Raw genomic sequence first — 14,329 nt, forward strand, 5'->3', positions numbered from 1 at the left:
AAAAAAGCTGCCCCTGGGGGCAGCTTTTTTTTGCTTTAGTTTTCAAATATGGGTGTGAAACCAACTCTGAATTACTTTTGAACCGGCATTAATTTATAAATCATTAAATTTATAGCAATAGATCGTTAGATTTTTAGATACCTGCCTGACGGCAGTCAGGTTAGATTTAAGACAAAACACATAGTACTAATAAACAAAACCTTAAAGCAACAATGCATATAAATCCCAAAAGTTGATTTATAGCCTTTCACAAAAGTTTAACAGAGTATTGTATAGAATGCAAACCGGGAAATAATTAAGATCCTGCGGTGCAAGATTAATATCCCTGTATTAAATCGAACCACAATCTTATTTCACAATGGAGGAAAACACAGAAAAATCGGCTAATTACGCACTTCTGGAAGAACGTATTGCCAGACTTAATAAAAAAAACTTCGACTGGACGGCATGGAAAAAAGGTACCCTTTTGGTTCTGGAGAAGATTTTCGGATATGACAGTCTTTACGTCAAGGAACTTTCAGAAACAGATTATCACTACAACAGCTGGTCGCTTAGAGATACGGCGGGAAGTGAAGATCCCGTAAAAGCCAGTGTTCGCGAACTTTTAAACATCTGTCTTACCGACGTGGAACACAGATCAACCGAGCCCCTTGCTCAAAACCAGGGAGAAAAGTCAAACCTGACAAATCTCCTCAGCCAATTTCTTGACAATGACACAGTGGCAGAATTTAAAAAAATTGCTTCATCCGGAGGTCCATTGGTGATGAAAGAAGAACAGGCCAAAGACCTTATAAATGAAAAATTGCCCAAGCATCAGGATGTGTTGCTGGGCAAAATTCTGCTAGATTATTTTTCGAAAAGATAGTTCAAAGGCGCAAATTCATGCGCCTTTATTGTATCCTTACATACGCTCGGGAACATCAATGCCCATTAACCACATGCCTTGCTTAATGGTTTGACCTACTGCCTGACTCAATGTCAGACGCATGGACCTTATGGCATCGTTTTCCTCATAAACAATTGGGGATTCATGATAGAACTGGTTAAATTCTTTAGCCAAATCATATATGTAATTGGCCACCAGTGCCGGACTGTAAACCTCTCCTGCATCGTTCACCACATTGGGGAAATTTCCTATCATTTTCAACACACTGGCTTCCTTTTCTGTCAACTCCAATCCGGCTTCTATTTTCGTTGAAGTATCAATACCTTTTTCATTTGCTTTCCTGAAAATGGACTGAACGCGGGCGTAAGTATACTGAATAAAAGGTCCTGTATTTCCGTTAAAGTCAATCGATTCGCGTGGATCAAAAGTCATGTTTTTCCTGGGATCCACTTTCAGAATGAAGTATTTCAACGCGGCCAAAGCAATAGTGCGGTAAATTCGCTCGGCTTCTTCATCAGAATAGCCATCCAGTTTACCTAGCTCCTTAGACATTTCGCGGGCAGTATCAATCATGCCTGCCACCAAATCATCAGCATCTACAACAGTTCCTTCGCGGGATTTCATTTTTCCTTCGGGCAGCTCAACCATTCCGTAACTGAAATGTGCCAGATCTTTTCCCCATTCGAAACCAAGACGATCCAAAAGAATAGACAGCACCTTAAAGTGATAGTCCTGCTCATTTCCTACCACATAGACCATCTTGTCAATTTTGTAGTCCTCGAAACGCATTTTGGCCGTTCCGATATCCTGCGTCATGTAAACGGAGGTACCATCAGAACGAAGCAAGATCTTTTCATCCAGACCTTTTTCGGAGAGGTCAGCCCAGACACTTCCATCTTCATGGCGGTAAAACAGACCTTTCTCCAACCCTTCGAGCACCATTTCACGACCAACAGTATAAGTCTGAGATTCGTAATAAATCTTATCAAAATCTACCCCGAGCGCCTTATAGGTCTCATCAAACCCTTCATAAACCCATTCATTCATGGTTTTCCAGAGTCCAACCACCTCTTCATCATCTGCCTCCCATGCAAGAAGCATTTCTCGGGCTTCCTGCATCAATTTCGACTCTTTTTCAGCCTCCTCTTTGGAAAGTCCATTTTCCATGAGGCTATTCAATTCTTTTTTATATTCCTTATCGAATTTCACATAGAAATCTCCCACCAGGTGATCACCTTTTTTCCCGGTAGATGCGGGCGTTTGTCCTTCACCCCATTTTTTCCATGCCAACATGGATTTGCAAATGTGAATACCACGATCGTTCACAATATTGGTTTTCACAACCTGGCGTCCGGTAGCGGCTGCGATGCGTGAGAGTGAGTAACCAAGGAGGTTGTTACGAATGTGTCCCAGGTGCAGAGGTTTGTTGGTATTGGGGGATGAGTACTCAATCATCATCAAAGGACTGTTCTCATCAGCACGGGTAAAACCGAAGTTTTCATCTCCAATTACCTGTTCCAGAATACTGAGCCAATAGGAATGAGACAATGTAAGGTTTAAGAACCCTTTAATTACCTCAAAAGAAGCAATAGAAGTAAGTTCCTTTTTAAGAAAGTCCCCAATTTCATTAGCAGTATCTTCAGGCTTTTTGCGGGAAATGCGCAACAAAGGAAACACCACCACGGTAAAGTCGCCCGTTTGATCCTTTCGTGTCAATTCCAAAGGCACATTATCAACTTCAAAATCGGCCCCATACAACTCTTTTATGGCCCGGACCACGGCCTCTTTGATATGCTGTTCAATTCCCATTATGATGAATGATTTTTACGTTCAGATTCTCTTTTTTTCACCGAACCTGTTTCGAGCGCACTAAGAAAGCAGAGAAACAGGTAAAAGGCAGAAGAAAAATCTTTTCTGCCTCATATACTTCGAAAAGTGAGTGCAAAGATAACAAAACACAGGAAAAGGAGAATATTTTATTGATAGCAGTCCATATAGCCGACATGGGCACAAAAGGCAGTTTACCTTACTTTTTTCAGGTAGCAATGCAAACATCCCACCACTACATTGATACTCACCTGTTCATTTAAAGCCCTGTCATAAAACCTTTCCCGAACATCAGAGTATCAAACACCCAATTTCACTTTGTTCTTTGCACTATTAAATTATCCTATTCCAAATAAGTATAGCCGTACAATCCGGAACGGTAATTCGATAAAAATTCTTTGCCTTCCTCAGCTGAAATTACTCCGGATTTAACAGAAGACATCACCCAGGTTTCCACTGCACGCACCATTTTTTTAGGACTGTACTGCACATACTCAAGCACTTCAGCCACTGTTTCACCATCAATGATTTGATCTATATTATAACCATCCTCATTAACAGAAACATGAACCGCATTGGTATCACCAAAAAGGTTATGCATATCGCCCAATATTTCCTGATATGCCCCAACCAAAAAGACACCTATGTAATAAGATTCCCCTTTTTTCAATTTGTGCACAGGCAGATAGTAAGAAAAATTGCGTGTGGCAATGAAATTATCGATTTTGCCATCCGAGTCGCAAGTCGCATCCTGAAAGGTAGCAAGCCGGTCCGGTTTTTCATCCAGACGATGTATAGGAATAACCGGAAAAATCTGATCAATGGCCCAGCTGTCGGGAAGTGACTGAAACAATGAAAAATTGCAGAAATACCTGTCTGCCAATAATTTCTTCAGGTTCATCAACTCCCCCGGCACATGTTTGAGCTTGGAGGCCATATCCTGAACATCTTTGGCAATTGACCAAAACAGGCGTTCAACACGAGCACGGGTGCGCAAGTCAATCAGGCCAAAGCTGAAACGATCCAGTGCTTCCTCCCTGATTTGCTGGGCATCGTGCCAGGTTTCAAGCATTCTGGGTTGATTAAGTGTGTCCCATAAAGCAAAAAGGTCACGAACCAACTCATGGTCTTCTTTTGTTACCTCCTCATCTTCGTCCCATTCGGGAATAGAGGTGGATTCAATGGCTTCAAAAATTAAAACTGAATGATGGGCTGTCAACGACCTTCCGGACTCGGTAATAATATTGGGATGTGGTATTTCATGGCGATTACTGGCCTCAACCATGGTGTAAACCGCATCATTGACGTATTCCTGTATGCTGTAATTAATGCTACTCTCGCTATTTGCCGAACGAGTACCATCGTAATCCACTCCAAGTCCACCGCCAATGTCAACGAATTCAACACTAAATCCCATTTTAAAGAGCTCCACATAAAACTGTGCGGCTTCTCTGAGTGCATTTTTTATTCGTCGTATTTTGTTTACCTGACTGCCAATATGAAAATGAACAAGTTTAAGACAATCTTTCAGCTCCTGGGTTTCCAAATAATCAAGTGCCTGAATGAGTTCGCTGGAGGTAAGTCCAAACTTACTCACATCACCCCCCGAATCTTCCCACTTGCCACTTCCGGAACTAGCCAGTTTGATTCGAATACCAATATTGGGACGGACCTTCAATTGACGGGCAAGGCGGATAATGAGCTTCAATTCGTGAAGTTTCTCAACCACCAGGAAAATGCGTCGTCCCATTTTCTGAGCCAGCAGGGCCAGTTCTATGTATGCTTCATCCTTATAGCCATTACAAACGATAAGAGAATCACTATCGGTGTTGGTAGCAATAACCGCGTGCAACTCTGGTTTTGATCCGGCTTCCAGACCAATATTAACCTTCTTTCCATGACCCACAATCTCCTCTACAACAGGTCGCATCTGATTTACCTTAATGGGGTAAACGATGAAATTCTGACCCTTAAACTGGTATTCATCCCGGGCCTGCCAGAAACATTTCTGCATGGTTTCAATCCGGCTATCCAGAATATCCGGAAAGCGAATAAGCATGGGAGCTTCCACATCTCTTAAAGTAAGCTCATCCACCAGCTCTTTGAGATCAACTTCAACACCTTTTCCTCGAGGAGTTACCGCAACGTTCCCTTTTTCATTTACTGAAAAGTAGTCTATTCCCCAGCCATTGATATTGTACAATTCGGCAGAATCTTCGCTACGCCATTTTCTCATTACTGCAGCGTTAAGTTTGGTTAAAAAAATGATTAACTCACGTAAATATTACTCAATTAGAAAGAATATCCGGCTCCAACTCTAAAATTAATTCCCTGCATCGGATATCCCGACCATCGATAATATTTAGCTGCAAATATATTCTGAATTCGCCCGAAAAAATGCAGCCTCTTATTAAATTGATAATCGGCCCCTAAATTAAAATCGGTTACCGCATCCAGCTGTTTAAAACCATCCGGACTATTAAGGTCCAGGGCTTTTCTTTCTCCCAGCACATTGAATGCCGCATCCACCCTCAGTTCTTCACTAAAAATGTAACCGGCCCTTATACTTATCTCCATCTCTGGCTTGTGCCATGCCTCAGCCAAAACGTCAGTCTGCCAACCATAGTAGGCTCCTTTCAGAACAACATCAAGCTCACGAACAGGTCTTACCAGTAGTTCGCCGGAGAGGGTCAACAGTGTAACATCATCGTAAACCGGAGTAAAAAGATTACTCATCCCGAATTGTGTTTCAGATCCGGAAAATGGAAAGAAACGGTTTACGAAGAAATGCTCATTTTCGATAAACTCATAATCAAGCCGGGCAGTAAAAGAGGTGGCGCTGCTGAAATTCCCTTTAACACCCGCAAATCCTCTGATATTCGAATGAGCGGTTTCCACAAGTTGGTCGGGTGACACAAAGGGGTTTTCTTCCATAATAGCTCTGTAGCTGTCCTCATGAACTTCGCCGGTCATTCCCATAAAAGTGGAAACAATACCTTCGGCAATTACCAGTTCTCCCTTTACATGAGGCGATAAATAAAAATCTTCGGTTTCGGCAAACTCTCCTGTAAGATTTACGCCCACTTCCAAATTCAATTTTTCTCCGGGAATTACCAAACGAGGGTCCATGGTCAAGAAGATCTGCTCACGATCATCGAATGTCCACAAATCAGGCATTTTATCATCTCCCGATGGCTTATGAACATTTCGATAAGCAGCACCTCCATTAACATAAAGTGCCATATTACTGAATGGCAATTTAAGATCGCCACTCAACTCAAAAACATTCTCTCCTACGCCGGTATAATTATTAAAAGCCCCATAGTCAAAACCGACATGATAGCGTGTTTCATCCTCATCGGCTTGTTGGCCCAACAATCCAATATGAAGGTCAAAAGCCGTTTGCCTTTGTTTACGGTCAGGAATCAGGTTTTCTCCGGAAATGGCATCATCAGAGTCATTGGGATCATACAACACTGAAGGGTCCACATTATGAAAACCATAATATTCGTAAGCATACCTGTCAAAATCCAGATCAAACTCAAGTGTTTTATCATCGAAAAAATGCCTTAGATAAAGACTTCCGTCAGTTTGATGATAAGGAGCTTCGGAATCGCTTCCATCTTCCAGCTCAAGTTTGCCCCAGGATGATTGTTGTCCCAAATGAAGAGCAAAAGCAAATTCCTCATTACGGGTAATATTATAAAAGATATCTCCAAAAAGCGTTTGGTAATTGCCCAGTCCGCCACGAACGTAAGACGGAAACAAATCACCTTTTCTCCGGCGGGCCAGCCTCGCAGCTTTCAACGATTCAACATCAGGGTTCCCGACCAGAGCATGCCCCATCACGTTGTAATTAAATTCGGGGGAAACTTCAATGGTATCCTCCCGCTCAGGCATCTGATTGATTTTCATAGCATCCGAAACGGTAGGATCAAATTCCCTCACAACACGAACATCCTGACTCAAAGGTTCCTGTGCATTTACGCCTATGGCTATGTAAAAAGCAAATATCAAGGTTAATATACTGAAGCTCTTCATAATATATATGGTAAATTCTCTTTAATCCTTATTTCTAATCCACTCTTTGCGTTGTTACGATCTTACTTGAAACATTACCCCCGGGCCTCTTTCAATTCCTCTAATCGTGCATTTGCCCTTTCCCGGATGTCATCCTCACGATCCTGATAATTTTCCAGTAAGCTCTCAATATATTGTCTGGCCTGAAATAACTCACCCCGCTCTTCATAAATATCAGCCAACAACAAGAAGCACCTGGCTATCCAATACTGATGGGGCGTACCAACGTTTACAAAATCGAAGATTTCCTCTTCAGCTGATTCCATTTTCCCATTGTCGAACAGTATTTGTGCAACACGGTATCGGGCTTCTGCTCCTTCAGGTGAACTGGGATTATCTTTCAATTTTTCAAATTCTTCAAGAGCAAGATCTTTTTCCCCCAGCTCAAGATGGGCATCAGCTTTCATGTATCTGGCCTCCCTGGCAATTTCAGGAGAGGTTTTAGGATCTTCCAAAATGCGTTCAGCCAGACGGGTAACAAAGCCCGGACGATCGCCCATGTGGGACAGACAACGCATCTGCCCTATCAAAGCTTCACGTCTGTTTTCCATATCCTCAGCTTCATTTTCCAATCGCTCATAATAGCCCAGAGCATCGTTGTAACGCTCCTGATGATAGCTGATACGGGCAACACCAATCAATGCATCCTCAATAAAAATATTACCCGGGCGGCTCACCACAAACTCGAAAGACTGACGAGCACCGTCATAGTCTTTGTTGCGATACTGACAATCGGCTTTATAGAAGTGTGCATTAACCGCAAATCGGCCATTGGGATAGTTCCTCAGATAAGACTCAAACTGATTGATGGCCTGTAAACATTTGTTTTGCATATACAGTTTTTCAGCTGTCACATACGAGAGTGAATCTTCCTGACGCTGATCAATACTTGCAAAGCCACCTACCTGACGGGTATATTTAATATAACCATCAGCATCGTTGCGATCGATGTAAATATTTTTTATTCCAAGTAAGGCATCCTCTGCTTCGGGAGTACCAGGAAACTCGTTAACCACCCGCTTGTAAAATGCCAGCGACTGATCCAGATCATCATTGTTGTAATAAACCAATCCAAGCTGCAACATGGCCTTCTTGGCGAAGTTGCTGCGTGGATACTTTTCCTTGATGGTTTTGTACATGCGAATAGCGGAGGTCAAATCATTCAAAGCAACATATGACCGTCCCATCTCATACAGTGCATCATCCACATAAGACGATTCGGGGAAACGATCGTTCAACTCCTGCAACTGACGGATTTTTCCTCTGTGATCTTTATTGATTCCCATGGCAAAGGCTTTCTGGTACATGGCATAATCAGCATTGGCCCCGGGAACATTGGTGGCTCGCTCATAATAATCGATAGCCCGCGAAAAATCACGTTGCATAAAAAAGGCATCGCCAATCCGGTTAAGAGCATCTCCAAGCATAGGCGACTGACGGCCATCCATCAGGTTTTCATACTTGCGGAACCAGGAAGCGGCCTCCTGATAATTCTTCTGCTTAAACCAGGCATAACCAATATTATAATGAGCCGTTTTGAATTCATCCAACCGGTATGATCCGGGTGTGCGAATAAACGTATCAAAGCTTTCGATGGCTCTGTCGTAGTTTCCCTGACGATAATAAGCCTCTCCCAGCCAATAATAAGCCTTTACTTTGAGGTTGCGATTGTACTCACCATACTGAAGGCTGTATTGCAACATATCGATGGCCTGGGTAAATCTTAAATTAGTAAACAGCTCCAGACCACGATGGTAAGCGATGCGCTGAAGTGCCCGATAGTTATCTGCGGTTTTATTCTGCACCTGCTCCAATGCCTCAAGAGCTTCTCGATAGTTGTTACTGGTAAGGAGGGCTTGGCCAAGATATTGCCAGGCTTCATCGATGTAACGGCTATTTGGAAACCGGTCAATAAAACTCAAAAAACTGTCAATAATTTCATTGAACGGGGAAAATGACAACTCATAATTGAGCTTAATATAATTAAACATGGCATCCTCCGTGATGGCCACATCAAAATCATATTCTGAAGCCGCTTCAAAAGCAACTCTGGCCCTTTTTTTATCGTCCAGTCTTAAATAACAATCTCCCAGGTGATAATAGGCATTCTGAGCCATCAAATCTTTTTCTTCGGTTACCTGAGATAAAGCTCCCGCTGCTTTATCAAATTGTTTCTGATGGTAATAACTCATCCCCAGGTGGTAAAAATCCTGCCGGGCAGGTTCTTTGTTCAGCTCAACAGCCAGAGACAGAAACCTGGCAGCATTTTGGTAATCGGCCATTGCATAATAGGCATTGCCTACCACCTGCGCCATTTCTCCTTTTCTTACACCACGCGCGTCTTCAACCAATGGAGAACCATAATCAACAGCCTTTTGGTAATCTTCCTGGAGATAGTATATCTGAGCAATGTAAAAAGGAACCTCAGCACCAAAACCGGGTTCATCTTTTAGCTTTTCGAAGATGGCAAGAGCAGGTTTGTAATTTCCCTGCTCGTATTGAATATGTGCATAATAGTAATTGGCTGCCGACCACCATTGAGAATCAACATTCCGGATTTCGGCAAAAGCAGAAAGAGCCTGATCATATTCCTCTTCCATAAAATGACAGTATCCGGACTTAAACCTGAAGTCGTAACGGGTATCACGATCCAGCTTTCGGGCATCTACATATTTGTAATTACGTCCGGCCTGGCGGTATTTCCCATCTTCGTATTCCATGTCGCCTAATCTCTTGTAGACATAAGGGCGCATGCCACTTTCAGGAAAATCGATCAAGAATGCTTCCAGCATATCTTCGGCATCTTCATTTTCCAGTTTGGAAGCCGACATTGCCTCGTAATAGGCAGCTTCTGCTTTAAGGTTACTTTGTCCGGGAGCGAATTTCTGTTGAAGTTCTTCAAACATAGATCGAGCTAATCCATATCGCTCATTACGATATTGCTTAAGGGCTTCATCAAAAAGTCGCTCGGGTTGCCGACTGTCGTATGATTGTTGCCCAAAAGTAAAGGGTGCTGAAATAATTAACAGAAATAAAACCGAAAGGGTGCATAATTTTGTCATGGTACCACAAAGATATTGTTCTATTGGTATTTCCTGAATTTGTCCTGCTTTATTCATGAATTATCGTTATGAGATGTTCAAATATCAAGAAATACAATTAACCGCAAATAAAATGGATGCAGGAAATAATGAATTATTTTCAAATCCATCTTTATAGAGGACGGTTGTATTTTGCCGATAGTTGGACATCGGAATAGAAAATTTGTGAATAAAGCAGGTTATATTAATCAACGAAAATAGAGAAAATTTGGTGTATATCCTGATTGTTTTAGGATTTGTTTTTTAAGTCATCCCAATTTCAGACCTAAAAATCTTTTTCTCTTTTAAAAAACCTCTTACCTTTGCAGCAAATTACGGGGGTGCCCATTCAATGACTGAGAACAGACCCTTAGAACCTGAGACGGGTAATGGCGGCGCAGGAAGGAAGTCTCACCATTTTATAAACATTCCCGGAATTATAGGTTTTATAGTTATAGTGAGTAGTAGGTAGAAGTTTATTTATCAAGCGACTCTGCTTACCGTCTAACAACTGTAAACTACTTACTATCCACTAATCAAAACTACAATGGGGTGCCTGTCATCAGGCTGAGATCATACCCTTTGAACCTGGCCGGGTAATGCCGGCAAGGGAATGTATGATATCTTGTTCTTCCTCATTGCAGTTCGGTTTAATTGTTAAACTTTAACTGCTTTGTCATGCAAAAATTATTGTTATTCGTGGGCTTGATTTTCATCTCAGCCCAACTGTTTTCACAAAATGCTTTGAAAGGTCTGGTAAACACCACCAAAGGAGAACCTCTGGCCGGGGCTTCAGTTGTCATTAATCCGGGAAACCGCGGAGCTGTTACGAATCAGGAAGGTGAATTTACCTTCACAGAAATCACTCAAAACAACATTGAGGTGACCGCTTCCTTTTTGGGTTATGAAACGTGGAAACAAAATGTCGATCTCGCAAGCACCGGTTTCATTAAGATCACTATGACACCTAAATCTCATCTCACCGAAGAGGTGGTGGTAACAGCCTACCGTGCAGGCAATAAAACGCCGGTTGCTCATACCGACCTGGATGGTGAAGAGTTGAGATCTACCGGAGCCGGCAATGACATTCCATCACTTCTCAAGCTCACTCCATCTCTCATAACCACTTCTGAGAGCGGGACAGGTCTGGGATACACCGGTTTCCGCATCAGAGGAACCGATCCTACCCGCATCAATGTGACCATGAACGGAGTCCCGGTAAACGACTCCGAGAGCCAGGGCGTTTTCTGGGCCAACATGCCCGATTTTGCCAACTCTGTAGAAAATGTACAAATCCAGCGAGGTGTAGGTACTTCCACTCAGGGTCCGGCAGCTTTTGGAGCCACGGTCAATTTTCAAACACAGACCAGCGAACCTGAGGCTTTCGGAGAAATATCTTCAACGGCCGGGTCTTTCAATACCATCAAGAACAGTTTGAGACTTGGCACCGGAATGATCAATGATAAATTCTCTTTTGAAGGACGGTATTCCCGACTTAAAAGTGACGGTTACATTCAGAATGCTTTCTCCGATCATCAGTCGCTTTATTTGGGCGGAACCCTCCATCTGGATCACAGTTTTTTGAAAATGGTTCTACTCCATGGTGATCAACGAACAGGTATCAGCTGGTGGGGAGTTCCTCAGGAAATGCTGGATGAGAACCGTCGATATAACCCGGCAGGAGCTTATACCGATGAGTTTGGCAATGAACGTTATTATGATGATCAAACAGATAATTATAAACAAACGCATGCCCAGCTTTTTTACAGTCATGCCGTAAATGATCAGTTTTACTTTACAACAGCGTTGCATTATACAAGAGGTGACGGCTATTATGAGCAATACAAAGAGGATGAGCCTTTTTCAGTTTATGGACTCCCAAATATTACTATTTCGGATCAAACATTTGAAACAACCGACCTCATCCGCCGCAAATGGATGGGCAATGATTTCTATGGTGGCACCGTATCCGGAAATGCCAGGCTTTCACCCGGGGTTGAATTCATCTTTGGCGGTGGATGGAACCAATACGATGGTAATCACTTTGGCAGGTTAATCTGGATGCGATATGCCGGTAATACAGAGAAAGGACATGAGTGGTATTACAACAATGGGCTTAAAACCGATTACAATGTATTTACAAAGCTCAACTGGCAGGTTTCACCGCTCCTGAGAACTTTTGTTGATTTGCAATACAGGGGAATCAACTACGATATGTCGGGTGAAGATGACGACCTGTTATCTCTGGAGCAAGAGCATAACTTTAACTTCTTTAACCCGAAAGCCGGTTTTTATTTCACCCCAAATAACCGCCACAGTTTTTATGCTTTTGCAGGTATTTCGAATCGCGAACCTACCCGTACCAATTTTAAAGATGCCAAGAATGACCCGAGTGCCACTCCTCACCCGGAGCAACTGATAGATGTCGAGATCGGGCACAACTATCAATCCTCTGTTTTCAGCAGCGGAGTCAATTTCTATTATATGAATTACAAAGACCAGCTGGTACCAACCGGGGAAAAAAGCAATACGGGATACGACATCATGACCAACGTGCCCGACAGTTACCGGGCCGGGATTGAACTAGTGACTGCATTGCGCCCGCTTTCGTGGCTTACATGGGACATGAACGTTACCCTGAGCCGAAACATCATTAACGATTATGTGGAGACTGCATCAAACAGTTACCCTGTCATGGAAAACGGAGAAGAAGTTTGGGAAACGGAAACCATCACAAAGGATTTGGGCAACACCCAAATTGCCTACTCACCATCGGTATCTGGAAGCAGTAATTTATCAGCTGAAGTGACTAAAGGTCTGAAGGCATCTTTAATCAGCAAATACGTTGGCGAGCAATATTTCGATAATACAGAAAGTGAAGTGCGAAAATTAGATGCTTATTTTGTCAATGACCTGCAATTCAGCTGGTCGTTATACCCCAAAGCTTTTAAGCAAATTAACCTGAAACTGACCGTACACAATGTTTTAGATCATGAATACTCATCTAATGCCTATGGGGGAAATTGGTATGAGCAGGGCGAAGAAAAAACCTGGGCATACTATTACACCATGGCAGGAAGGTATTTTATGGGACAGGTAGTATTGAAGTTTTAGAACAACACTCAGAGTCTACTTCTTTAAAAAACCCTGACAGGGTTTGAAACCCTGTCAGGGTTAAAGATGCGGTTAATAAATTTTTCTTCCAGTACAAAAATCACTTCATTGAGTAGCCACTTTCCCCCTGCTCACTTTAACTGTTAACTAATTAGTATCTGTCCATAAAGTACCATTTGCTGCATTACGCTTGCCGCCAAAATACTCATTTACCCAAGTAAACTCCTTTTTTAGCGGCTTCGCAAGCTTTGCAACTGGCACTTTCTGACCAGACACATGACTAAAGACAAACTTTACTTAGTTTATAGACAGACTCTAATTAATTTTCTTACATTTCTCAATCAAGCCGTCTAAAATCTCAGAAGCTCCATCAATTAATTGGGAACAGGTCTTTTCGAAAAGATTATTTTCACGAGCGTAATCGCGACCTTCAGAGGTACCGATATCAGCACCCAATAGTTGTTTGCAATCCAACCCATTAAAACGGTTCTCGAAAGTCTCCAGGAACTCCTTTTTAATCCTAAGGGCTCTCTCCTTTTCTGAAGGATTTTCAACAGATGAATATCCAAAGTGTAAACCTAAAACCATTAAGGCACCTGTAACAGCCCCGCAGGTGTGCCCTCTTCCACAAATGCCACCACCAAACCCGGAGGCCAGTTTTAATGCATACCCAGCATCCTTAAAAAACGCTTCACCATGACTCAACAGCACTGATTGAGCGCAATTAAAGCCTTTATTAAAAACAGAACTTGCCTTTTCCATAATATTATTGTTGAGCCCAGGAGGGTTCGTGTTTTAGTATTTCGTGATAAACCGGACACGACTCGATATGTGCGCCTGGAAGATATCCGGTACTCATCAGAAACTCATTCACAATTTCACCCCCTGTAAATTTAAAAGTTTTGCGAAATAACTTCACCCATTCCTCTTTAGACTTGGGGTGATGATGGTCCAGCCAGCTCTTAAAGGAGCCAAAATCCTTTTGAAGAGTCAATACCACGTTGGCATTGTGAATGGTGGCATCCACTTTTCTGCGATTTCGAATAATTCCGGCATCATTTAATAATCTCTCCCGGTCTTTTTCGCCATAACCGGCCACCTTTTTTATTTCAAAACCGTGAAATGCCTTTTTAAAATTATCCTGCTTTTTAAGAATGGTGGTCCAACTTAAACCAGCCTGATTGATTTCAAGAATCAGTCTTTCAAACAATTCATTGTCATTTTCAATGGGAAAGCCATAAGCCGTGTCGTGATAGACACGGTGAACGCTGTCGTCTTCCATTATCTCTACTGCTTCGCAATACGATTTGGGTTGTGCCATAAGATTTAATTTCATAAAGAT

General features: G+C 42.4%; 8 protein-coding genes and 1 riboswitch. Of the genes, 2 read left to right on the plus strand and 6 right to left on the minus strand.

The annotated features are described in order from the left end of the window. Positions 1 to 358: 358 nt before the first annotated feature. Positions 359 to 865, plus strand: a complete 507-nt coding sequence (locus DDZ16_RS12595) for a hypothetical protein (RefSeq protein WP_109264830.1) — start codon at positions 359 to 361, stop codon at positions 863 to 865. A 36-nt stretch (positions 866 to 901) separates the two neighbouring features. On the opposite strand, the gene argS is transcribed toward DDZ16_RS12595, so the two are convergent. The 4 genes from argS to DDZ16_RS12620 all read right to left on the minus strand — a co-directional run bounded on the left by argS (position 902) and on the right by DDZ16_RS12620 (position 9,912). Then, complete coding sequence (gene argS, locus DDZ16_RS12600) at positions 902 to 2,695, minus strand: arginine--tRNA ligase (protein ID WP_109264831.1); 1,794 nt, start codon at positions 2,693 to 2,695, stop codon at positions 902 to 904. 361 nt (positions 2,696 to 3,056) lie between these two features. After that, the gene (gene speA, locus DDZ16_RS12610; RefSeq protein ID WP_109264833.1) at positions 3,057 to 4,949 is read right to left on the minus strand and encodes a biosynthetic arginine decarboxylase; all 1,893 of its coding nucleotides are present in this window, start codon (positions 4,947 to 4,949) and stop codon (positions 3,057 to 3,059) included. A 56-nt stretch (positions 4,950 to 5,005) separates the two neighbouring features. After that, positions 5,006 to 6,754: a TonB-dependent receptor gene (locus tag DDZ16_RS12615; RefSeq protein WP_109264834.1), complete on the minus strand. Its 1,749-nt coding sequence runs from the start codon at positions 6,752 to 6,754 to the stop codon at positions 5,006 to 5,008. Positions 6,755 to 6,828: 74 nt separating this feature from the next. Next, positions 6,829 to 9,912 (minus strand): tetratricopeptide repeat protein, encoded by a 3,084-nt coding sequence (locus tag DDZ16_RS12620; RefSeq protein WP_232526655.1) that lies wholly within the window; start codon positions 9,910 to 9,912, stop codon positions 6,829 to 6,831. Positions 9,913 to 10,411: 499 nt separating this feature from the next. Next, positions 10,412 to 10,503, plus strand: a riboswitch (TPP riboswitch). 48 nt (positions 10,504 to 10,551) lie between these two features. Here DDZ16_RS12620 and DDZ16_RS12625 point away from each other — a divergent pair. Further along, complete coding sequence (locus DDZ16_RS12625) at positions 10,552 to 12,987, plus strand: TonB-dependent receptor (protein ID WP_109264835.1); 2,436 nt, start codon at positions 10,552 to 10,554, stop codon at positions 12,985 to 12,987. 315 nt (positions 12,988 to 13,302) lie between these two features. Here DDZ16_RS12625 and DDZ16_RS12630 read toward each other — a convergent pair whose 3' ends face one another. Then, positions 13,303 to 13,749, minus strand: coding sequence for a C-GCAxxG-C-C family (seleno)protein (locus DDZ16_RS12630; protein ID WP_109264836.1), 447 nt, complete (start codon positions 13,747 to 13,749; stop codon positions 13,303 to 13,305). Positions 13,750 to 13,753: 4 nt separating this feature from the next. After that, on the minus strand, positions 13,754 to 14,308 hold the full coding sequence (locus tag DDZ16_RS12635) for a DNA-3-methyladenine glycosylase I (RefSeq protein WP_109264837.1): 555 nt from the start codon (positions 14,306 to 14,308) through the stop codon (positions 13,754 to 13,756). Positions 14,309 to 14,329: the final 21 nt, after the last annotated feature.

The sequence above is a fragment of the Marinilabilia rubra genome, from assembly GCF_003121985.1.
Lineage (GTDB): Bacteria > Bacteroidota > Bacteroidia > Bacteroidales > Marinilabiliaceae > Marinilabilia > Marinilabilia rubra.

What these genes read in the sequence shown, in the direction of transcription:
- DDZ16_RS12630 (WP_109264836.1), bottom strand. Translation starts at nt 13,749, where the DNA reads ATGGAAAAGGCAAGTTCTGTTTTTAATAAAGGCTTTAATTGCGCTCAA.
- DDZ16_RS12620 (WP_232526655.1), bottom strand. Translation starts at nt 9,912, where the DNA reads ATGAATAAAGCAGGACAAATTCAGGAAATACCAATAGAACAATATCTT.
- DDZ16_RS12615 (WP_109264834.1), bottom strand. Translation starts at nt 6,754, where the DNA reads ATGAAGAGCTTCAGTATATTAACCTTGATATTTGCTTTTTACATAGCC.
- speA (WP_109264833.1), bottom strand. Translation starts at nt 4,949, where the DNA reads ATGAGAAAATGGCGTAGCGAAGATTCTGCCGAATTGTACAATATCAAT.
- DDZ16_RS12625 (WP_109264835.1), top strand. Translation starts at nt 10,552, where the DNA reads ATGCAAAAATTATTGTTATTCGTGGGCTTGATTTTCATCTCAGCCCAA.
- DDZ16_RS12595 (WP_109264830.1), top strand. Translation starts at nt 359, where the DNA reads ATGGAGGAAAACACAGAAAAATCGGCTAATTACGCACTTCTGGAAGAA.
- argS (WP_109264831.1), bottom strand. Translation starts at nt 2,695, where the DNA reads ATGGGAATTGAACAGCATATCAAAGAGGCCGTGGTCCGGGCCATAAAA.
- DDZ16_RS12635 (WP_109264837.1), bottom strand. Translation starts at nt 14,308, where the DNA reads ATGGCACAACCCAAATCGTATTGCGAAGCAGTAGAGATAATGGAAGAC.